A 22,385-nucleotide genomic window follows, 5' to 3' on the forward strand; every position below is an offset into this window, starting at 1 on the left:
ATGATACGATGGTAACCAAGGAAGCGCTTTACGCGATGATGCGCACATCGCGGGCGCTATCCGTTACCGGAATGCGAATACAAAGGGAGGCTTGCTGCTTCATGGCAAAAAAATCGGTTTTTCAAATGATTGCCCTTTTGCTGGCCCTGTCGCTTGCGCTCGCCGCGTGCGGAGGCGGCAACGATAACGGTTCCGCAAGCTCCGGGTCTTCCGGCTCGCCGTCCGCGGGCTCCGGAGGAAGCGAATCCCCGTCGGACCCGAATAAAGAAGTCGAATTCACGATCGGGTACGCGACCGGAGACCCGGCGACCAAGCAGGCGATCGCCGATTCGATCAAGGCGTTTACCGAAGCGAACCCGCATATCAACATCGTCGACGTCAGCGAAGGCACGACGTCCTCCTATCTGGATTGGCTGAAAACGAAGGACGCGGTCGGCGAGTTCCCCGATCTGGTCGAAATGCGCGATACGCAGCTGTTCGCCGATGCGGGCAAAATCGTCGAGCTCCCGCAGGACCTGGTCGACCTGTTCGAGACGGTTCCCGAAGTGGACGGCAAAAAGTACAACGCGCCGCTTACGCTGACCGCCCCGCAAGGCATCATTTACAGCAAAAAAGCGTACGCAGACGCGGGCGTGACCGAGCTTCCGAAGACGTACGGCGAATTTTTGGACATCCAGGAGAAATTGAAAGCGACCGGCATGACGCCGATCGTCGTCGGCGGCAAAGATATATTCCATATGGGCTTTTGGCTCAACAAATTTCTCATCGACGAAGTGTACGTCCACGATCCGGACTGGAACTCCAAACGCACCGCCAAGCAGGTCAGCTTCACCGACGAAGGTCCGGTCAAGGCGATGACCGACTATAAGGAGCTGTTCCGGAAGTACGTGGACAAAGGGTTCCTGAGCACGGCGGACAACCAGACGGCTTCGATTCTGGTCTCCGGCAAGGCGGCTCAGCTGTTCTCCGGCCCGTGGATGTTCACGCAGATCGCGGAAGCCGATCCGAGCTTCGAATTCGGCTTCTATGCGCTGCCGGACGAGGAGGGCAAAGTGAACGTGCTCGGCCTGCCGACGCCGGCCGGCTGGTCGCTTTCGGCCGAGGCGGCCAAGGATGCCGACAAGCTCGAAGCGATGAAGGCGTTCGTCAGGTTCTTTTTCAGCCCCGAACAATATGCCGCTTATTTGAAAACAGCCAACGGCATTCCGTCCACGAAGGAAAAGGTCACCTACGAATCGACGCCGCAAATGCAAACCGTGCTTGAACTGATGGCGGATCCGAACGTGACGAAATCGCTCGCGATCAACAACTGGTGGGGCGAAAACCTCATCCCGCCGCAATTCCGCAACTGGTACTACAAACTGATGCAGGAGCTCGTGCTGGAAGACGGCGACGTCGTCGAATATATGAAGAAGGCCGACGCCGAATACGACGCGCAAGTGCAAGCGAACCAGCAATAACGATCGTTCAAGCAGCCTCCGGAGCGCTCTCCGCCCGCAGCGGGCGAGGGCGCTTTCGCATGACGGGAAGGAGTGAGAGAAGTGGCCAAGACGACCGCGGCACCGAAAAAAAAGAGAAAATGGCCGATTTTCGCGATTTTGTTTATTTTGCCCTCGTTCGTGCTCTATACGTCGTTCGTCATCGTTCCTACTGTAAGCAGCATGTATTTGAGCTTTACCTCATGGGACGGGGTCAGCCCCGATATCCGGTTTATCGGATTAAGCAACTTTCAGGAGATGCTCCGCAGCGAACGGGTTCACAACGCTCTCCGCAACACGCTGATTTTGTCGGTCGTGCTCGTTCTGCTCGAGAACGTCGCGGCGCTCGCGCTGGCGATGCTGGTCGATCAGGTGCGCTGGATGCGCAATCTGTTCCGCAGCGTGTTCTATTTTCCGGTGCTGCTTAGCGGCGTCGTGATGGGCTTCATCTGGACGATCATTCTGAACTATAATTTCGGAGTATTCAATCAACTTCTCGACATGCTCGGTTTGGCCGCGGCCAAGGCCGATTGGCTCGGCGACCCGGATTTCGCCATGCTCTCGATCATTCTGTCAACCGTTTGGAAATCGGCAGGCTACTATATGATCATTTATCTCGCCGGACTTCAGGGCATTCCGCAGGAGCTGTCCGAGGCCGCCTCGATCGACGGAGCGGGCCGCATGCAGCAATTCCGGCACATTACGTTTCCTCTGCTCGCGGGCTCGGTAACGGTTTGCATGGTATTGTCCATGATCAACTCGCTGAAAATATTCGATCAAATCGCCGTCATGACCGACGGGGGCCGGGCTTCGCGACCGAAACGCTGACCTATATCATTTACAAGGTCGGATTCGGAGAGCTTCGGCAGGGCTTCGGAACGGCGCTGGCCCAAGTGCTGTTTATCATCATTTTGATCGTGACCGTCGTGCAAATCCGGCTGCTGCGCAAGAGAGAGGTGCAAATGTAGCGTGAATAAAGCGACCGTAAACGATATCGTCATATTTATCGCGACGCTCCTGCTGGCGATCGTCTTCTTTTTCCCGATTTTCTTCAATCTGATGTCGGCGTTCAAAAGCAATGCGGAAATCATGCGGGACGCGATCGCGTTTCCGGAAGGCTTTTATTTGGACAGCTTCAATTATTTGCTGACGGAAACCGATTATCCGGCCGCGATCGTCAACAGCCTCATCCTGACCGCCGTTTCGATCGCGCTGATGATCGTCTTCATCCCGATGGCCGCATACGCGATCGAACGGACGAACGCCAAGTGGACGAACTTCATCTTTCTATTTTTCCTGTCGGGGATGATGGTCCCGTTCCAGTCGTACATGATTCCGTTGTTCAAAGAGATGAAAATGCTCGGGCTGTACGGCACGCTGGCCGCGCCGATTTTGATTTACGTTTCCGGCGCGGTCGGGTTCGGCTGTTTGCTGTACACGAGCTTTCTGAAAGGCATTCCCCGGGAAATCGAGGAATCGGCGGCGATGGACGGCTGCTCCCGGTTCGTAACCTTTTGGCGGATCGTGTTCCCGCTGCTCGGGCCGTGCACGGCGAGCCTGGTCGTCCTGAACGGGCTGGGCATCTGGAATGACTTTCTGATGCCGATGCTGGTGCTTCCGTCCGGCAAGCCGAAAACGATGATCGTCGAAATTTTCTACTATGTCGGCGAGTTTTCCTCGCGTTGGGACATGATTTTCGCCGGAACGGCGATGTCGATCGTACCGGTGCTCATCGTTTTCCTGCTGCTGCAAAAATATTTCGTCAAAGGCATTTCAACGGGCGCGATCAAAGGGTAGAAGGGAACGCAGATGAAGGAATATAGCCGCCGGGGGCATCTCGGCGGCTTTTAATGTTAGGTCTTAGGAATTAATTTTTCCGCATGCGGCTGTCGTGGGGAAGGGCTTTCACAAAGCTTGACTTCGCTTTTGGCTGGTATTTCGCTCCCAGACTTCCGCAGCTTTCCGTTATTGCAATCGCTAGAAAGACCCAAACTTATTTATTAAATCTTAAAGTTTCAAATGTTTACCTGGACGGGCGATTTCGTGTATTGTTTTCGAGGGAACGTTTTTGTTTGGAATATAATTCCATATAAAGTTTCTCGACACACACAGTCTGGAAGGGGTAAACATCATGGAGTGGAAGAAAAACGCAAAGAGCTTGCTGAAATGGTCGATTCCGCTAAGTTTGGCCGTCGTGTTGGCCGCATGCGGAGGCAATGACAATAACGGGGGGAGCTCGCCTTCGGCCAGCGCCAGCGCAAGCGCAAGCGCAAGTCCGAGCGCAAGTCCGTCGGCCAGCCCGAGCGCAAGCCCGTCCGAAAGCGCCAGCGCCAGCCCGAGCGAAGAAGCGAGCGCTTCTCCGTCCGCGGAAGCGGCAGCCGGCTTCAAAACGTACGAGGACGCGGAAAGCGGCATGAGCATTCAATATCCGGAAGACTGGACGGAAACCCAAGTGGCGGGTGCTCTCATCGCCTTCTTGTCGCCGCTCGGCGAGAACGACGCGTTTGCCGAAAACATCAATCTGATCGCGCAGGATTTGGGCGGCCAGGAAGTGACGATGGACCAGTATGCCGAGCTTACGATCGCCCAATTGGAGACGGTCATTACCGACTTCAACCTCTTGGAGCAAGAGACCGCCGAACTGAACGGCGTTCCGGCGACGATGATTTCGTACACGGGCACGCAAGGCGAGCTGGATCTTGCCTGGACCCAAGTGTTTGCCATCAAGGACGGCATCGTTTACGTGTATTCGTACACCGGGCAGCCGGCGACCGAAGAAGAGTTTGCGCCGATCGTGGAGCAAACCGTCGCGAGCTGGAAGTTCTGATTCGCGATACTCCGCAACGGGAAGCAAAAGCCGCCGAACGATTCGTTCGGCGGCTTTTGATATAGGCAAGCTTTTGTTGGATTTTACCGCAAGTTTGTTGGCGATCCGCAAAATGGAGGTCCGGAAATCTCTCTTCTCGCGATGCTGCGAGGAATCCTCCGGAGGCGCCGCTTCAGGACGAGCCATGTGCAATCCCGATTCGTTTCCTGTATCATTAGAAACGATAGGCGGAACTTTATTCCAGCGATAGCCAATGCCAAAAGGAGGAAGCGGAGATGGAACTGATTTACCACGGACATTCCTGTCTGCAAATCGTAACGGAAGGGAAATCGATCGTCATCGATCCTTTCCTGCGGGGCAACGAACTTGCCGTGACGAAGCCGGAGGATATAAAAGCCGACTACGTGCTCCTTACCCACGCCCATACCGATCATATTCTCGACGCCGAACCGATCGCCAAGACGAACGGCGCTCCCGTCGTCGCCGCGGTCGAGCTTGCCGATTACATGTCGGGCAAAGGGCTGAAGACGATCGGCATGAACATAGGCGGGACGATCGATCTCGGCTTCGCCAAGGCGACGATGGTGCAAGCCGTTCACAGCTCCGGCATTCAACTGGAGGGCGATAAAGCGATTTACGGCGGCTTGGCCGCGGGCTATATGATTCGCGCCGAAGGGTTGACGATTTTACATACGGGCGACACGGCGCTGTTCGGCGACATGCAGCTCATCGGCAAGCGCCACAAGCCGGACGCCGTCTTTTTGCCGATCGGGGACCACTTTACGATGGGACCGGACGACGCGCTGCAAGCGGCCGAGTGGTTCGGCGCAAGCTGGACGGTTCCCGTCCATTACAATACGTTCGCTCCGATCCGGCAGGATGCCGAGGCGTTCGTCAAGCGGCTCGGGGAAATCGGGCTCAAAGGCAAGGTGCTCGCCCCGGGCGAAAGCTTCGTGCTGCCGGCGTAACCCTAAATGAAGCAGCGCCCCGGAACCGGGCAAGGTTCGGGGGCTTTTTTTGCAAAATAAACCCGACTAATTAGCCCTGAATAATTGACGGATATTCGTTCATTATAATTTTTGTTAATCATCACTGAGTATCATCGAATTGGAAGGATAGAAAGGGGGGCGATGTGTCCCTGGAAAAAAGTCCGTATCAATTGGAATACGAGTTTCTCTCCTATTTGGCCAAGGCGGGAGGACCGGTCGGAGCGACGACGCTCGTGCTCGTTCTGGGCAAAACGTTTTCGCTGAGCCATGCCGCGGCGGACGCGATGACCGGCCATATCGACCAATCGATTCAAGACGTTTACCGGTACTACCTCAGTCAACGAGAGGAAACTGCGGATAACGGCGCCGACCGATAAAACCGGCACGCTCGGCGCCAGCGGGACGACCGGGGGCCGCATTTGACGTTCGCAACCCGTTTGTTTTATGCTTCGAGTAGCGCGGGCCCGGCACTGCGTCCGGGGGATGACCGGACGGCCGGCGTCCGGGCGGCAGCAAGGGTTGCAAAGGAGCATCGGCATGGAAAAAGTTCGCTTTGGCGTTATCGGAACAAACTGGATTACGGAAGCTTTCATTCAAGCGGCGAAAGAAACGCCCGATTTCGAATTGACCGCCGTGTACTCGCGAACGACGGAACGGGCCCGGGAATTCGCGGACAAGCACGGGGCCGCGGGCGCGTACGACGATATCGGGGGGATGGCGGCCGGCGGGGAAATCGATGCGGTTTACATCGCAAGCCCGAATTTTCTGCACGCGGAGCACGCGATTGCCTGCATGCGTCACGGCGTTCACGTGCTGTGCGAGAAGCCGCTGGCTTCGAACGCGGCGGAAGCGAGGGCGATGATCGAAGCGTCGGAGCGGCACGGGGTCGTTCTGATGGAGGCGATCAAGCCGGTTTTCTTGCCGAATTTCGCGGTCATTCGCGACAGTCTGGGCAAAATCGGCAACGTTCGGCGGTATTTCGCGAGCTTCTGTCAATACTCTTCGCGCTACGACGCTTTCCGGGCGGGAACGGTGCTGAACGCGTTCAATCCCGCGCTTTCGAACGGCGCTCTGATGGACCTGGGCATTTATTGCTTGTACCCGGCCATCGCGCTGTTCGGACGGCCCCTGGAAGCGAAGGCGAACGGAGTCATGCTTTCCTCCGGCGTCGACGGGGAAGGGAGCATGCTCCTTCGTTATCCGGACATGGAGGGCGTCATTCAATATTCGAAAATATCGAGCTCCTCGCTGCCGAGCGAGATTCAAGGGGAAGACGGGACGATCGTCATCGACCAGATCAGCCAGCCGTCCCGGGTGGAAATTCGTTACCGCGACGGCCGGATTCTCGATGCGAGCGTTCCGCAATCCGCCAGCACGATGACGTACGAAGCCCGGGCGTTCATCGAAGCGGTAAAAGCGGGAGAGCGGCGGTCCGCGTTTTACTCGCCGTCCGACTCCTTGGCGGTCATGGAAACGATGGACGAGGCGCGCAGGCAGATGGGCCTCGTCTATCCGGCCGACGCGAAATCGTAAGGCGGTTCGCCCGAAGCCTCCGATGCGTTCATTCGAACGTTTTCGGAGGCTTTTTCGCTTGCGCCGCCGTTTCCGCGGCGATTCGATCGTTTCCGACGGGGCGGCGGATCGGCTTGCCGTTTTGCGGCAACTATGGCATCGTAAAGTTTGGCGGCCGTCCGACCGGACGGAGGAAGGGTCGAGATCGGGAAAACGAGGAACACGGAAGGGGACAAGCCCGGTGAATAAACTGCAAATTCGCGGCACGGAGCTTCGCATCTCGCAAATCGGACTGGGCTCGGCGCTGTTCGGCAGCAAAATTTCGCGCGGCGACGCTTTTCGCCTGATGGACCTTTATGCGGATCGCGGCGGAAACATGGTGGATACGGCGGAGGTGTACGCCAACTGGCTGCCGGATACGGAGCCAAGCGCCAGCGAGAAAACGATCGGCGAGTGGATGAAGGCGAGAGGCAACCGGAACCGGCTCGTCGTGACGACAAAGGGGGCGCATCCGCGCACGGAGACGATGTCGGTCGGCCGGATGTCCGAAGCGGAAGTCCGCGAAGATGTCGAAGGGAGCCTGCGGCGCCTGCAGGTGACGGAAATCGATTTGTATTGGCTGCATCGCGACGACACGGCGCGCGGGGCGGGAGAAATCGTCGAGATGATGAACGGGTTCGTGCGGGAAGGAAAAATCCGCTGCTTCGGATGCTCGAACTGGACGGTGGAGCGGATGCGGGAGGCGCAGGCTTACGCGGAGGCGCGCGGACTTCGGGGTTTCTGCGCCAATCAGATGATGTGGAGCCTGGCCGCCGCCGACAAAAGCCGGCTGGCCGACCCTTCGCTCGTCCCGATGGACGAGGCGATGTACGAGCTGCACCGGGAAACCGGGCTTGCGGCGATCCCCTATTCGTCTCAGGCGCAAGGCGTTTTCACCAAGTGGGAGGAAGGAACGCACGCCGAAGACGACGAACGGATCGCGGCCCAGTACCGCAGCGCGGACAATGTCGCCCGCTGGATACGGGCCAGCCGGCTCGCCGCCGAGCTGTCGCTGCCGCTGAACCGGATCGTGCTCGGCTACCTGCTTAGCCAGCCGTTTCCGACGATCCCGATCGTCGGGCCGAATACGCCCGGGCAGCTGCTCGACAGCCTCGAAGCGGCCGAGACGAAGCTGACGCCGGAGCAGCTGGCCTGGCTGGATAAAGGGGAGGCGTAAGGTACGCCGATTCCCCGCTTGAACGGCAAGGTGCCGCCCCCAGGGTGCATATCCCGGGGACGGCCCGATTCGCATTGTTTTTATTAAACGTTCCGGCTGCCGGGTTAACGCTTTTTCACCCAGGCGGCGATGTCTGCGATGAACTCGGCCGGGACGTTGGCGGCCCGATTATATTCCGCGCCGACGGAAATTCCTTCGTATTCCGTCAGCAGGTGATTCATGTTCGGATACGATTTGTACTCGACATCGGTCCGGCCTTTTAACGCTTCTTTCCAACCCTCGAATTGCTTCATCGAAACTTGCCAATCGTTTTCTCCCTGAAGAATGAGCAGCGGCCTGGTTTGCGTTTTGGCCGTTTCCGACGGCACGTAATCGCGAATGTCGTACCACCAGTAGGCGGGCTGCAGCGCGAACTGCTCGGGCGAAGGAAGATTATCGGTCGAAAATTGCGGATCGTTAAGCACACTTACGATATTCGCATACGCCGCCAGCGCCTGCTCCTGGGCCGCCAGCGTCTCCTGCGGAAAGCCGAGCCGCTTCAGCCTGTCGAGCGCTTCCTGCTGCTGCTCGACCAGAACGTCCCCGAACGTGCCGCTCGGGCTCGAGAGGAGCACGGCCCCGGCGACGGATCCTTCGGCGTCCGACTCGATCAGCTTCGGAACGGCGAATCCTCCCTGGCTGTGACCGACGACGTAGATGCGCCGCGGATCGATGCCGTCCGTTTGCGCCAGCAGGCCGACGGCCTTCAGCGCGTCGTTCACCGTCTCGTCTTCGATCGTAAAGTCGGCCGCGGCGGACGATTTGACCGTATGCTCCAACGTCACTTTTTCGTAGCGGAGCACCGCGATGCCCTCGCCCGCCAGTCCGACGGCCAAATCCCGGAACGGCTTGGCGCCGCCTATCGTGGAGTCCCGGTCGTGCGGCCCCGAGCCGTGAACGAGCACGACGGCCGGGAACGGGCCTTCGCCCTTCGGCATCGTGAGCGTGCCGGGCAGGGCGAACGCGCCTTCGCCGACGACGACGTCCCGCTCCTCGTAGCCCGCCGGATCGTCGTATGCCGGGGCTTTATACGGCTCGGCGGCGGATGCCGGCGCAAAGTTGAAGTCGTCGAGCCGGCCGTCCGCATCGAAGCGAACCGTCACGTCGAACGGTCCGACCGCGGACTCGTAGGCGAGGCCGACGCTCGTATGTACGGCATTGGACTCGTGCGACGAGGACAATTGTTTGTCCGTCAAGCCGTACGCTTGCGCCAGATTCGGCCATATCGCCGATAAAGCCGGAGCAGGCAGCGCGGACTGAAGCGCCGAGCTGAAGGAACCGGCCGCGGAAGCGGCGTCGCCGCGGGCGAGCCGGTAAACGAATTCGTTCGCCCGGGCGACGAAATCGTCCTCGGCGATGACGAGCTTCCCGGCCGCTTCGTCCCAGCCGATGCGGCTGTCCAGCGCTTGAGCTAAAAAATCGAGCGATACGTACGTTTTGCCGTCGATCGTCCGAACGGCGGAGCCGGCATCCCGCGTCTCTCCGTTTACGACCGCGGACGTTTGCCCGACTTGCAGCTGGATCTCGATCGGACCGCGGGCGACGGCGATTTTGCCCGCTCCTTGCCATTTGACGGATGCGCCCAGCGTTTCGGCGGCGACCCGAAGCGGAACGAGCCCGCTTCCGCCGGCCGCATCCGCGGCGGCGGCCTGCGCGGACGCGGTCGGAATCCCGGAGCCTTCGGCCGCCGATACGGCCGCAGGCAAGTTCAGCGCAAGCGCGAGAGCGGCAACGGCGATGGCGTAGCGGACGGTGGACGATTTGTTCATTTCGGCTATCCTCTCCCTTAAACGTTTGTATATTTAGATAAATTTCTAAATATAGAGTAACCGATATTTGGGCCGAAGTCAATGCGGTCGAATGCGCTTTCAAGACGGCGCGAAGACGTATGGGTGCAACGTACAGGTGCAAACGCAGAGGTCGAATCTGACGTACGGGTGCAACGTACAGGTGCAAACGCAGGTCCAATGTACGGTGCAACATCCGGGTGCACGGCCGGGAAACGGGGCTCGATTACGTCGTTCCCTGCTTCCAGCGCCGATAGCCGCCCGGCGTCATCCCCGTCTGCTTCCGGAACACGCGAATAAAATAATTGTAATCCGGAAAGCCGACCTCCTCGGCAATCCGCTCCCCGGGCAGATCGGTCAGGACAAGCCGCCGCCGGGCTTCCTCGAGCTTGAGCCGGAGCGCGTACTGATGCGGCGTCAAGCCGATGTGGCGTTTCATGCAGCGGGCGATGTAATCGTAGGCGAAGTGCATCCGATCTTCGAGCGTTTTGGCGCGAAACGGCGCGTGGGGATCGGCTTCGAGAATGGCTGCGGCCTCGTCGCAAACGCGTCGCGATTTGGACGCTTTAACGGAGCCGGAAACGGCGTGCTGAAGCAGCACGAGCAGGCGCATGGACAGCGCCTGCAGCTGAACCGCGTTGCCCGTCCGCAGATCGCGTTGAATGGCGACCATTTCGTCGAGCACGGGAAGCAGCGGCCGCGGATCGAGGCGTGCCCATTTCGGGATGACGAGCGGCTGCTCGCGCGGCGATTCGTCCCGGTCGGTGCCCTGTTCGAGCAAAGCCGTCCAGGAGATATGGGAGGCGGAGACGCGCTCGGGCGCATTCGGAAAAACGAAATGAATCCAGTAGAGCTCCGTTTCCTCCTCGCAGCTCTTGTGCCCCCAGTGCGGTTTTCCCGGTTCGAGCGCAAGCCAGTGGCCCGGTCCGATTTCGTAAGCGGCATCTTCTTCGGTCATGAACAGCGTGCCGCGGACGACCAGGAGCATGTCGCAAGCGTTAAACGTCCGGCGAAAATGAACCTGGCCCGGCTGCCAGACGCCGTGCCCGACCGTAAGCAGCTGGGGCAGCGGCGGTATCGTAAGCTTCAGACAATCCATCGGCGGACTTCCTCCGTTCGAATGCGTTTCGTTCATCAGCGCAGTTTTGCTAGCGCGTTTCAGCCTGCGCGGGCGAGGCGATGCTTGGCTAGCGCGCTTCAGCAGGCAGCTTCAGAAAAACCTGCATTTTCGCATCTTTGATCCCGCGCTCCCTCCGCGGCGACCGGGAAATCCTGCATAATTGCAGCATTCCTCGCGGTCGAGAGTAATAGAGAAAGCTTTTTCGCCGCTGCCAAAGAAGGCGCTTTCCGTCAGGTCGGCAGGCGTTTTCCCTAGTATAAAGGATTTGGTCGATATTGTGCTATAACCGGTCGAATCCTTCCCTGTTCGGCGGGATCATCAACCTGTAGATTGAAGGTAGACAAATTTCAAATCCAAGGATTTTACGATCCGAACAGAGGTGTTGACGATGAGGTTCAGGCAGGTGCATCTCGATTTCCACACGTCGGAAGCGATCCCAGGCATCGGGACGCGGTTCGACAAGCGCCAGTTCCAAGAGGCGCTGCGAATCGGGCACGTCGACTCGATCACCGTGTTTTCCAAATGCCATCACGGCTGGGCCTATCATCCGAGCAAGGCGAACGAAATGCATCCGCATCTCGATTTCGACCTGCTTGGAAGCATGATCGAAGCGGCGCACGAGATCGGCGTCAAAACGCCCGTCTACCTGTCCGCGGGACTCGACGAAAAGCTGGCGCTGCGGCATCCCGAATGGCTCATTCGTTCGCAGGACGACCGCACGCGGTGGGTGGACAGCTTTCTGAAGCCGGGCTATCACGAGTTTTGCTTCAACACGCCTTATCTCGATATTCTGCTTGCGCAGATCGAAGAGGTGACGCGCGAGTACGACGCGGACGGCATCTTTCTCGATATCGTCGGCGTCCGCCAATGCTGCTGCGCGGCGTGCATCTCCGAGCTGCGCAGGCGGGGCAAAGACCCGCGCCGGGCGGAAGACGTGCTGGAGCTCGGCGAGGAGACCTACGCCCGCTACGTCCGGCGCGTGCGCGAAGTCGTGCACGGGATCAAGCCGGGGCTGCCGATTTTCCATAACAGCGGGCACGTCCGGCGCGGACGCCGGGATTTGGCGAGGGCGAACACCCATCTGGAGCTGGAATCGCTGCCGACCGGCGGCTGGGGGTACGATCATTTTCCGTTGTCCGCGCGGTACGTTCAGCAGCTGGGAATGCCGTTTCTCGGAATGACGGGCAAATTCCATACGTCCTGGGGAGAATTCGGCGGCTACAAGCATCCGAACGCGCTGCGGTACGAAGCCGCGCTCAGTCTCGCGAACGGGGCGGGGTGCTCGATCGGCGACCAGCTTCCGCCGGACGGACGAATGGACGAAGCGACGTACCGGCTGATCGGCGCCGCTTACCGCGAGGTCGAAGCGAAGGAAGCCTGGTGCAGGGATGCCGTCAATGTGGCCGATGTGGCCGTCCTCACATTGGAAGCGCTTCAGTCGGAACAAGGAGAAGAGCGGACCGGCTTGTCGGATACCGGGGCGGTGCGGATGCTGCTTGAGGGCCATATTTTGTTCGACGTAGCCGATCTGGAGACGGATTTGACCCCGTACCGCGTCGTCGTGCTGCCGGACAAGGTGCGGATAGGGGAAGAGCTCGGGCGCAAGCTGAACGCCTACATCGAGCAGGGTGGACGGGTGCTCGCGACGGGATGCTCGGGATTGAACGAGCAGGGCGACGCCTTCGCTCTCGACCTGGGCGTCCGCCTCGTCGGAGAAAATCCGTACCGGCCGGACTACTGCCGTCCGTCGTTTCCGTTGCCGAGCCTGGGGGAAGCCGCGTTCGTCTGCTATGCGCCGGGACTGAGCGTCGAGCTCTCGGGCGGGAAGGAGCTCGCGGCTCGCGAAAATCCGTACTTCAACCGTGACGCGTTTGCGTTTTGCTCGCACCAGCATACGCCGAATTCGGGCGAATACGGGGGCCCGGGCATGGCGGCAAGCGACGCCGGCATCTATATCGCCTGGAACGTATTCGAGGATTATGCCGTCAAGGGCAGCCTGTTTTTGAAGGAGCTCGTTCTTCACGCGCTGAACCTGCTGCTTCCTTCGAAAACCGTCGATACGGGTCTTCCCGCCCAGGGCGTCACGACCGTCCAGCGGCAGCCGGGCAGCGGGCGCTACGTTCACCATTTGCTGTATGCGTCGCCGGTGAAGCGGGGCAGCGGCATCGAGGTCATCGAGGATATCGTGCCTTTGCGGGACGTAACCGCGACGCTTGCGCTGCCCGAGCCGGTTAAGAGAATCTATCTCGCCCCGCAAATGGAGGAGCTCCCGTTCGAGCGGACGGGCGAGAGAAGCGTTCGGTATACCGTGCCCGAAGTAACCTGCCACCAGATGGTCGTGCTCGAAGTTTAGGCGATTCCTTGACATTCCCAAAGGTTGTTTTGACAAGCGGGCGGAATCGTTATACCTTAGAACGGTAAGGTTACGTAGCACAGGAGGTTCTGGCAAATGAGAATAGGCGCGATCGAGGCGGGCGGCACGAAATTCGTCTGCGGCATCGGCAACGAAAACGGCGTTATCGAAGAACGGGTGCAGTTTCCGACTGAGCATCCGGAGAAGACGCTTGGCAATGTGATTTCTTATTTCCGCGATAAAAACGTCGAAGCGATCGGAATCGGCACGTTCGGTCCGATCGATCTCGATCCGTCGAGCTCCCGTTACGGCTATGTCACGACGACGCCCAAGCCGGGGTGGTCGGACTATCCGTTCCTTCCCGTTCTGAAGCGGGAATTCGACGTTCCGTTCGGCTGGGATACGGACGTGAACGCCGCCGCTTACGGCGAAGCGGTCTGGGGCGCGGCGAAGGGGCTGAACAGCTGCGTTTATTATACGATCGGCACGGGCGTTGGCGTGGGCGTGTACGTCGAGGGCAAGCTCGTGCACGGGCTTACGCACCCGGAAGGCGGCCACATTCCGCTGAGGCGCCATCCGGAAGACAAGTTCGAGGGGTGGTGCCCGTATCACAAAGATTGCCTGGAAGGAATGGCCGCAGGTCCCGCTTTGGAAAAGAGATGGGGCGTGAAAGGCCACGAGCTGGCGCCCGACCATCCGGCCTGGGAGATCGAAGCCTATTATATCGCGCAAGCGGTGTCCGGTTCGATTTTGCTGCTCTCCCCGAAAAAAATCATTCTCGGCGGCGGCGTCATGCATCAGCAGCAATTGTTCCCGCTCATTCGCAAGCAGGTGAAGGAATATTTGAACGGATATGTAAGCGCGAAAGAGGTGCTCGAAGGCATCGACGACTACATCGTGCCTCCGGGCCTCGGCGACAACGCCGGCCTCAGCGGCTCGCTCGCCCTCGGCTTGCGGGCGCTGCAAGCGTCGGAAGCCTGATCGGACATGCCGGCGGCGCCTAGTCGCGCCGCCGGTATTCGCGGGGGGAAACCCCCGTTATTTTTTTGAACAACCCGTTAAAAAAAGGAGTATCCTGGTAGCCGACCGCGGACGCGATGTCGGCTATTTTGCGTCGGGACGTTTTCAACAGGCGGCATGCTTCGTTGATCCGGACGGTCTGGGCGTACTCGACCGGGCTCATGCCGGTTTGCTTGCGGAAGACGCGGTGAAACTGCCGTTCGCCGACGCCGGCGAGCCGGGCGAGCTTCGCGACCGAAAGCGGCTCGGCGAATTGCGTATGCAGCGCGTGCAGCGCGGCTTCCATTCCTCCGTTCGCGCCCTGCGCGCCGCTGCCGGAGACTTCGTTGTCTTCGCGGCACAAAAACAGCAGCAGCTCGAGCAAGCCGATGTAAAGCGCGGATTCGCGCCCGAAACGGTCGGAGGCGAATTCGTAATGAAGCCGCTGAAACAAGCGGCCGAATTCCCCGTACCGGTCGCGGTAGCGGCGGATTTCCCGATGCTCGAACAGGCGCGCGATCGGCTCGCTGCCCGGGAAGGAGCCGAGCAGCCGGACGGCGGCCGTCTCGGCGAACACGCAATTGTAGACGATCAGCGGTTTCCGGCCGGAAGCGGAAGCCGGACGGAACACGTGGGATTGGCCGACCGGAATGAGCACGATGTCCCCCTGGACGACGGAAAACGAGGTGTCGCTGAAGTGATGCGTTCCGGCCCCTTCGCTGACATAGCTGATTTCGACGAAATCGTGCCGGTGTTCGGACATCGAGAACGTTTCGATCGCGCGGTTGACGTAGATAGGCAGCTCCTCGCGGTAAAACCAGGTTCCGCGCAATAGATCGATCGGTCGCATGACGCTCATAAAGGGAACGGCCTCCGTTGAAAAAGAAGTCTGATTCACCCCGGATAAAAGTCCGGATCGCCATATTATTATACGGCATTTCCGCTTTATGATGAAGGGGAATCGAACAAGCGAGGAGTGAACATTTCCGATGAGTTTGCTTGTGAAAGCGTTAACGGTCGGCGGCCGCCCGAATCCGCTCGGAACGGACGGAAAGCCGCCGCAATTCGGCTGGAAACTGGAGGCGGCGCGCCGCGGCACGCTGCAAACCGCTTGCCGGATCCAGGTGGCGGACGCGGAAGACGGGTTCGACCGCCCGCTGTGGGATACGGGAAAGACGGAATCGGACGCTTCGATCCGGGTAACGTACGAAGGACCCGCGCCGGTTTCCCGCACGCGTTATTTTTACCGCGTCAAAGCTTGGGACAATTTCGGCGGCGAATCGGACTGGAGCGAAATCGCCTGGTGGGAAACGGGGCTGCTGAGCGAGGACGAATGGCAGGCGCGGTGGATCACGCCGGATCCGGCGGCGATCGATCCGCTTGCCGAGCCCGTTTTCGCGCTTCGCAAAAGCTTCGAGCTTAAAGGCGACGTGCGCTCGGCCCGGGTTTATGCGACCGGCGTCGGCGTCTACGATTTGTATTTGAACGGGGAAAAAGTCGGAGACGACATTCTCGCGCCCGGATGGACGAGTTACCGAAACCGCTTGCAATATCAGACGTACGACGTGACGGACCGGCTGCGGGCCGGTTCGAACGGACTCGGCGTCCTGCTTGCGAACGGCTGGTATAAAGGCGATTTGACCTGGTCGGACAAAAGCTGCCTGTACGGGGACCGCCGCGCCGCGCTCGTGCAGCTTCACGTGACGTACGCGGACGGGACGGAAGAGATCGTCGTCAGCGATCCGACGTGGTCGGCAGCGCTCGGACCGATCCGGTATTCGGAAATTTATCACGGCGAGATCTACGACGCGCGCCTCGAGCTCGGGCAGTGGTCGCGCGGAGACTTTGACGCCTCGGAATGGGCCGCGGCCGCTTCGATCGATTTGCCGATGTCCGTGCTCGTGCCGCAGGAAAACTGGCCGACGCGGGTCACGGAGACGATCCGGCCGGTTGCGTTCATCCGCACGCCTTCCGGCGAAGCGGTGCTCGACATGGGCCAGAACATGGTCGGCCGCATTCGGCTGTCGGTCGAGGCCCCGGCCGGAACGGCCGTTCGGCTGCAGCATGCGGAGGTGCTGGACAAGGAGGGCAACTTCTACGTCGGCAATCTCCGTTCGGCCAAGCAGACGGTCGAGTATATCGCCAAAGGCGAAGGAACCGAAACGTACGCTCCGCATTTTACGTTTCAGGGCTTCCGCTACGTGAAGGTCGAGGGGTATCCGGGCATCGAGAACGGGCTTCCGCTCGACCGGTTCGTCGGCGAGGTCATCCATTCGGATATGCCTCGGTCCGGGGAATTCGAATGCTCTCACGAGCTTGTCAACCAGCTGCAGCGAAACATCGTCTGGGGGCAGCGGGGGAATTTCCTCGACGTGCCGACCGACTGCCCGCAGCGGGACGAACGGCTCGGCTGGACCGGGGACGCGCAGGTGTTCGTCTGGACGGCGGCGTTCAACTACGATGTCGGACCGTTTTTTCAGAAATGGCTGCGCGATCTTGCCGCGGATCAAAAAGAAGACGGCGGCGTGCCGTTCGTCATTCCCGACGTGCTCGACGGAGACCACTCTTCGGCGGCGTGGGGCGACGCGGCGGTCGTCGTTCCCTGGGCGATGTACGCGACTTACGGCGACAAAGCGCTGCTCGCCGAGCAGTTCGACAGCATGAAGGCGTGGGTCGATTATATTCGCGCCCAAGGAGAGAGCGAATATTTGTGGAACACGGGCTTCCACTTCGGCGACTGGCTGGGGCTGGACGCGAAGGAGAACAGCTACGTCGGCGCGACGCCGCGCGATCTGATCGCGACCGCGTTTTACGCGTATTCCGCGAAGCTCGTGCGCGATGCGGCGGAGGTGCTGGGCCGGGAAGAGGACGCCCGGAAGTACGGCGAGCTTTACGGCCGCGTCGTTTCGGCGTTCCGCGAGGAGTTCGTCACGCCTTCCGGCCGCATCGCCGCGCCGACGCAAACGGCGCACGTGCTGGCGCTCATGTTCGACCTGGCGGAAGGCGAAGCCCGCGCGCGGACGGCGCGCGAGCTGAACAAATTGATCGAGGACAACGAGTTCCACCTGACGACCGGTTTTGTCGGCACTCCGTACTTGTGCCACGTCCTGTCGGCGAACGGTTATCATGAAACGGCGCTCAAGCTGCTCGTCCAGGAAGGCTATCCGTCGTGGCTGTACTCCGTCAATCAAGGCGCGACGACGATCTGGGAGCACTGGGACGGGATCAAGCCGGACGGCTCGTTCTGGAGCGACGATATGAACTCGTACAATCACTACGCCTACGGGGCGATCGGGGATTGGCTGTACCGCGTCGTGGCGGGGCTCGACGCGGACGGCCGCGCGCCGGCGTACAAGCGGGCGCGGATCGAACCGCGCTTCGGCGGCGAGTGGCTGACGAGCGCGCGGGCGGCTTACGATTCGGCCTATGGGCGAATCGAGGTTTCGTGGCGCGCGGACGGAATCTCGCGCGCCGTCGAGGTTGCGCTTCCGCCGAATACGACGGCGGAAGTGCTGCTTCGCGGCGCGGCGCTGGACGCGCTTCGCGAAAGCGGCCGCCCCGTTCGCGGCGGGGCGGAAGGCATCGCGTCCGCCGCGGATACGGCGGACGGCGTGCGGCTCGCGGTCGGCTCGGGCGTCTATCGCTTCGAGTATCCGCTTGCCTGACGACAGGCTTGCGCCCGCGCGAAATTTGCGCGGGCGCTTTTCGCGGGGCGAAAGCGCCTGCGCTAGCCGCCGCGCAAGATGGCGGGCGCGGGCGCGCCGCTTGAATGGCGCTAACGTTTCTCCAGCGACATCTCCCTATACGCAGGATGTCGGCTCGGCCCTCCGCGCATCCAGTTGAGTAAATATTATTCATCTGGATCGGTCAAACGTGTGAGGCCGGGCTAAGTTGGGTAGATTTTACTCTACTGGTTCTGTCAATCGCATGAGGCCGGGCTCAGTGGGGTAAATATTACTCTTCCGGATCGGTCAAACGCATTTAGTAGGGCTCAGTTGGGTAAATAATACTCATCTGGTTCGGTCGAACGCATGTGGTCGGGCTCAGTTGGGTAAATAATACTCATCTGGTTCGGTCGAACGCATGTGGTCGGGCTCAGTTGGGTAAATATTGCTCATCTGGATTGGTCGAACGCATGTGGTCGGGCTCAGTTGGGTAAATATCACTCATCTGGTTCGGTCAAACGCATGTAGTAGGGCTCAGTTGGGTAAATAATACTCATCTGGTTCGGTCGAACGCATGAGGCCGGGCTCAGTTGGGTAAATATCACTCATCTGGTTCGGTCGAACGCATGTGGTCGGGCTCAGTTGGATAAATATTGCTCATCTGGATTGGTCAAACGCATGTAGTAGGGCTCAGTTGGGTAAATATCACTCATCTGGTTCGGTCGAACGCATGTAGTAGGGCTCAGTTGGGTAAATTTACTCATTTGGACCGATCAAACGCATGTGGTCGGACTCAGACTCGTCTCGCCGCTTCCGTACGTCTGCTAACGATTCCTGATTTTCAACTCTCGACCAAAATGTTTTTCCCCGCTAATAAGAAGTCCTCCGTTTGGATTGGAAATTGTTCGATACATGGCCCGACCGAGCTAATAAAATCGGAATTGCAAACACGTTGCCTAGCCGGCCAACAAATTTCGACCTGCAGTTACATTGCTTAACCGAGCCAAACAAATTTCGACCTGCAGTTACATTGCTTAACCGAGCCAAACAAATTTCGACCTGCGGCTACATGTCCTAACTAATCGACAAATTCGCTTCTGCGGCTACACAGCCTTACCGAGCCAACAAATTCGAACCTGTAGAGGGTGACATAGCCATTTTTCTTGAGAAAATCGGACGCGCAAAGGACGGCATAGCCGTTTTCCGGATTGACATCCGTTCGGCCCGGTGCCATAATGTACGCGTGTACATCATGACGATACGAAAATTCACGGCAAGGATGATGGAAGATGGCGACGCGCAAAGAAGTGGCCCGGATGGCCGGCGTCTCCGAAGCGACGGTGTCGCGCGTGCTCAACGGCGTCGGCCCGATCAAGGAGGAAACGCGCAAACGGGTGCTTGAAGCGGCGGAGGCGCTCGATTACCAATTGAACGCCGTCGCGGCCAGCTTCGCGCGCGGGAGAAGCGGCAATATCGGGGTTGTGCTGCCGCATGTGCCGAAGGTGCACCTCTTTTCCACGTATTATTTCGCGGAAATCCTGAGCGGCATCGGCGAGGCGGTCCGAAGCGGCGAGGGCGGCGGGCTGCTGCTGCTGTATCGCAGTCCGGGGGAAGCCTTCGATTACGTCTCGCTGTTTCGGACGCAGAGAGTAGACGCTTGCCTTATTCTCGGAGCGACATCGGCGGAGCCGGAGCGCGAGTCGATCGCTCGGCTTGCCGACGCGGATGCTCCCTTTTGCGTCGTCGACCAGCGGTTCGACGAACATCCGGGCATCCCGGCGGTTGTCGCCGACCATGTCGGGGGCAGTTATGCCGCGACCCGCCATTTGCTGGACCGGGGGTGCCGGCGAATCGGGTTCCTTAACGGTTCGGCGCAGTACTCCAACAGCCTGGATCGCCTGCATGGTTACCGCAAAGCGCTCCGGGAAGCGGGCATCGGCGGCGAAGAAGCGGCTCCGGTCTTCGAAGGAAACTACAGCCGGAAAAGCGGGTATGCCGCGGCACCGTCCGTTTTCCGGGAAATGGAGCGGCTGGACGCGATGCTCTGCGCCAACGACCGGATGGCGATCGGCCTTATTCAAGGCCTGCGGGAATTGGGCTGCGCCTTTCCCGGCCGCTTGCCGATCGTCGGTTACGACAATTCCGACGCGGCCGCGCTGTTCGATCCGCCGCTCACGACGGTCGAGGTTCCTTTTTTCGAAATGGGGAAGCTCGCCGCCCGCAAATTGCTCGACCGGCTTTCCGGCGGCGGGAATGACGGCGAAGTGTTTCGCGAGACGCTGCCGACGCGATTGGTGGTGCGCAAATCTTGTCAATCCGGAGAGGAGATCGAACGAACATGAGAAAAGCGTTGATCGTTTGGGGAGGCTGGGACGGCCATCAGCCCCGCGAGGTTGCCGAAATTTTTCGCGCCACGCTGGAAAAAGAACAGTTCGAAGTCGAAGTGTCCGATACGCTGGAGGCGTTCGCGGACGCGGACAAATTGAAAGCGCTCGATCTAATCGTTCCGGTATGGACGATGGGAAGAATCGAGCAGCAGCTCGTCAACAACGTATCGCAGGCGGTGCAAAGCGGCGTCGGGCTTGCGGGCTGCCACGGCGGCATGTGCGACGCGTTCCGCGAAAACGTCGATTGGCAATTTATGACCGGCGGCCAATGGGTGGCGCATCCGGGCAACGACGGAACGGAATATACCGTCAATATCCGCCACAGCTCCAGTCCGCTCGTGGAAGGGATCGAAGACTTCGCGGTCAAGACCGAGCAATATTATTTGCACGTCGATCCGGCCGTCGAGGTGCTGGCGACAACCCGTTTCCCCGTGGCGCCGGGGCCGCATTCGCTCAATAAAGCCGTCGACATGCCGGTCATTTGGACGAAGCGCTGGGGCGTGGGGCGCGTGTATTACAATTCGCTCGGCCACCATGCGGATATTATGGAAATTCCGGTCGTGACGGAGCTGATGCGGCGGGGCTTCCTTTGGTGCGCGGACGGCAAGGCCGCGGCGCAGGCATCTGATGCCGGAGAAGCGGGCGTTTATACGGGAATGGCGGACAATCAACTTTAACGCGGGAAAGAGGGCGAACCGGAATGGGGAAAATGAAGGTCGGCATCATCGGCACGGGCAACATCAGCGGCATTTATTTTAAAAACGGCAACCGATTCGATTCGATGGAAATCGTCGCCTGCGCCGATCTCGACGCGGAACGCGCGAAGGCGAAAGGGGAAGAGCACGGCATTCGCGGCTGTTCGGTCGAGGAGCTGCTCGCGGATCCGGAAATCGGAATGGTCATTAACCTGACGATTCCGAAAGCGCATGCATCCGTATGTCTCCAAGCGCTCGAAGCGGGCAAGCACGTTTACGTGGAAAAGCCGCTTGCCGTCACCCGCGAAGAAGGCAAACAGGTGCTGGAACGGGCCCGGCAAAAAGGGCTGAGGGTCGGCAGCGCCCCGGACACGTTTCTCGGAGGCGGCATCCAGACGTCGATCAAGCTGATCGAGGACGGTTGGATCGGCACGCCGATCGGCGCGACGGCGTTCATGATGTCCGGCGGGCACGAAAGCTGGCACCCGGCGCCGGAATTTTATTACCAGCAAGGCGGCGGTCCGATGTTCGATATGGGGCCGTATTATTTAACCGCGTTCGTAGCGCTGTTCGGCCCGATTGCCCGCGTCACCGGCTCCGCCCGCATTTCATTTCCGGAGCGGACGATTACGAGCCAGCCGAAAGCCGGGCAAAAAATTCCGGTCGAAGTCCCGACGCACGTGGCGGGCGTCCTCGACTTTGCCTCGGGGCCGGTCGCGACGCTGCTGACGAGCTTCGACATCAAGGGCGGCTCGGTGCTGCCTCGCATCGAAGTGTACGGCAGCGCCGGGACGCTGCAGGTGCCGGACCCGAATACGTTCGGGGGCCGGTCCGCATTTGCCGCGCCGGGTCGAAGGAGTGGAGCGAGATTCCGCTCGCCTACGGCTACGCGGAAAACGCCCGCGGCGTCGGCGCAGCCGACATGGTCAAGGCGATCCTGACCGGACGCCCGCACCGGGCGAGCGGAGAGCTGGCCTACCACGTGCTGGAGGCGATGCACGGGTTCCACGACGCGTCCGAGCAGGGCAAGCATTACGCGATGGAAAGCGCATGCGAGCGTCCCGCTCCAATGCAGCTCGGGCTGCCCGAGTTTCAGTTGGACTAGATTGAAGATCTCGGATAAATACAAACCACCCATCAGGCCGACGGGTGGTTTTTTTATATTTCATGCTCATGCAGTCAAACATTATTGCTCGACCAAGCGCAATTTAACAATGCCGTCATCAAAAACCAGCATACGACGACATATACGTACGATCCGACCTATTATTTTCTCAAAACAAGATCATGGTATCAAAATGCCAATACTCTTGTCAGC

The 22,385-nt window shown here is 59.7% G+C and carries 16 protein-coding genes and 2 pseudogenes; 14 read left to right on the forward strand and 4 right to left on the reverse strand.

Annotated elements, in window-relative coordinates:
* The first annotated feature begins 101 nt into the window (after positions 1 to 101).
* The 8 genes from JW799_RS18130 to JW799_RS18165 all read left to right on the forward strand — a co-directional run bounded on the left by JW799_RS18130 (position 102) and on the right by JW799_RS18165 (position 8,022).
* Entirely contained in the window at positions 102 to 1,460 is a 1,359-nt protein-coding gene (locus JW799_RS18130; RefSeq protein ID WP_205431017.1) for an ABC transporter substrate-binding protein, read from the forward strand.
* A gap of 81 nt (positions 1,461 to 1,541) precedes the next feature.
* On the forward strand, positions 1,542 to 2,306 hold the full coding sequence (locus tag JW799_RS29710) for a carbohydrate ABC transporter permease (protein WP_338026291.1): 765 nt from the start codon (positions 1,542 to 1,544) through the stop codon (positions 2,304 to 2,306).
* A gap of 141 nt (positions 2,307 to 2,447) precedes the next feature.
* On the forward strand, positions 2,448 to 3,275 hold the full coding sequence (locus JW799_RS18140; protein WP_245809838.1) for a carbohydrate ABC transporter permease: 828 nt from the start codon (positions 2,448 to 2,450) through the stop codon (positions 3,273 to 3,275).
* 334 nt (positions 3,276 to 3,609) lie between these two features.
* On the forward strand, positions 3,610 to 4,305 hold the full coding sequence (locus JW799_RS18145; protein ID WP_080840721.1) for a PsbP-related protein: 696 nt from the start codon (positions 3,610 to 3,612) through the stop codon (positions 4,303 to 4,305).
* Between the two features lie 275 nt (positions 4,306 to 4,580).
* Positions 4,581 to 5,273, forward strand: a complete 693-nt coding sequence (locus JW799_RS18150; protein WP_080840719.1) for a metal-dependent hydrolase — start codon at positions 4,581 to 4,583, stop codon at positions 5,271 to 5,273.
* A 164-nt stretch (positions 5,274 to 5,437) separates the two neighbouring features.
* Complete coding sequence (locus JW799_RS18155) at positions 5,438 to 5,671, forward strand: hypothetical protein (protein ID WP_080840718.1); 234 nt, start codon at positions 5,438 to 5,440, stop codon at positions 5,669 to 5,671.
* Between the two features lie 160 nt (positions 5,672 to 5,831).
* Positions 5,832 to 6,827 (forward strand): Gfo/Idh/MocA family protein, encoded by a 996-nt coding sequence (locus JW799_RS18160; RefSeq protein ID WP_080841076.1) that lies wholly within the window; start codon positions 5,832 to 5,834, stop codon positions 6,825 to 6,827.
* A 220-nt stretch (positions 6,828 to 7,047) separates the two neighbouring features.
* The gene (locus JW799_RS18165) at positions 7,048 to 8,022 is read left to right on the forward strand and encodes an aldo/keto reductase (protein ID WP_205431019.1); all 975 of its coding nucleotides are present in this window, start codon (positions 7,048 to 7,050) and stop codon (positions 8,020 to 8,022) included.
* A gap of 104 nt (positions 8,023 to 8,126) precedes the next feature.
* Here JW799_RS18165 and JW799_RS18170 read toward each other — a convergent pair whose 3' ends face one another.
* From JW799_RS18170 to JW799_RS30245, 3 genes and pseudogenes are all read right to left on the reverse strand, one after another.
* Positions 8,127 to 9,830 (reverse strand): alpha/beta hydrolase family protein, encoded by a 1,704-nt coding sequence (locus JW799_RS18170; protein ID WP_205431021.1) that lies wholly within the window; start codon positions 9,828 to 9,830, stop codon positions 8,127 to 8,129.
* A 244-nt stretch (positions 9,831 to 10,074) separates the two neighbouring features.
* Positions 10,075 to 10,461 (reverse strand): helix-turn-helix transcriptional regulator, encoded by a 387-nt coding sequence (locus tag JW799_RS30240; protein ID WP_420830691.1) that lies wholly within the window; start codon positions 10,459 to 10,461, stop codon positions 10,075 to 10,077.
* Positions 10,462 to 10,464: 3 nt separating this feature from the next.
* Positions 10,465 to 10,983, reverse strand: a pseudogene (locus JW799_RS30245) (AraC family ligand binding domain-containing protein); the annotation flags it as partial.
* Between the two features lie 373 nt (positions 10,984 to 11,356).
* On the opposite strand from JW799_RS30245, the gene JW799_RS18180 reads away from it, so the two are divergent.
* Both JW799_RS18180 and JW799_RS18185 read left to right on the forward strand, forming a co-directional pair.
* Complete coding sequence (locus tag JW799_RS18180) at positions 11,357 to 13,321, forward strand: alpha-amylase family protein (RefSeq protein WP_205431026.1); 1,965 nt, start codon at positions 11,357 to 11,359, stop codon at positions 13,319 to 13,321.
* Between the two features lie 96 nt (positions 13,322 to 13,417).
* The gene (locus JW799_RS18185) at positions 13,418 to 14,302 is read left to right on the forward strand and encodes an ROK family protein (RefSeq protein WP_080840713.1); all 885 of its coding nucleotides are present in this window, start codon (positions 13,418 to 13,420) and stop codon (positions 14,300 to 14,302) included.
* A 19-nt stretch (positions 14,303 to 14,321) separates the two neighbouring features.
* Here JW799_RS18185 and JW799_RS18190 read toward each other — a convergent pair whose 3' ends face one another.
* The gene (locus JW799_RS18190; protein ID WP_205431028.1) at positions 14,322 to 15,179 is read right to left on the reverse strand and encodes an AraC family transcriptional regulator; all 858 of its coding nucleotides are present in this window, start codon (positions 15,177 to 15,179) and stop codon (positions 14,322 to 14,324) included.
* 130 nt (positions 15,180 to 15,309) lie between these two features.
* On the opposite strand from JW799_RS18190, the gene JW799_RS18195 reads away from it, so the two are divergent.
* From JW799_RS18195 to JW799_RS18210, 4 genes and pseudogenes are all read left to right on the forward strand, one after another.
* Positions 15,310 to 17,985, forward strand: coding sequence for an alpha-L-rhamnosidase (locus tag JW799_RS18195; protein ID WP_205431030.1), 2,676 nt, complete (start codon positions 15,310 to 15,312; stop codon positions 17,983 to 17,985).
* A gap of 1,289 nt (positions 17,986 to 19,274) precedes the next feature.
* Complete coding sequence (locus JW799_RS18200; protein ID WP_205431032.1) at positions 19,275 to 20,327, forward strand: LacI family DNA-binding transcriptional regulator; 1,053 nt, start codon at positions 19,275 to 19,277, stop codon at positions 20,325 to 20,327.
* The gene (locus tag JW799_RS18205) at positions 20,324 to 21,049 is read left to right on the forward strand and encodes a ThuA domain-containing protein (RefSeq protein ID WP_205431033.1); all 726 of its coding nucleotides are present in this window, start codon (positions 20,324 to 20,326) and stop codon (positions 21,047 to 21,049) included. Before JW799_RS18200 ends, JW799_RS18205 begins: the two co-directional genes overlap by 4 nt.
* Positions 21,050 to 21,072: 23 nt before the next feature.
* Positions 21,073 to 22,172, forward strand: a pseudogene (locus JW799_RS18210) (Gfo/Idh/MocA family protein).
* Positions 22,173 to 22,385 lie beyond the last annotated feature (213 nt).

Origin of the sequence: Cohnella algarum, from assembly GCF_016937515.1 — a bacterium.
Classification (GTDB): domain Bacteria; phylum Bacillota; class Bacilli; order Paenibacillales; family Paenibacillaceae; genus Cohnella; species Cohnella algarum.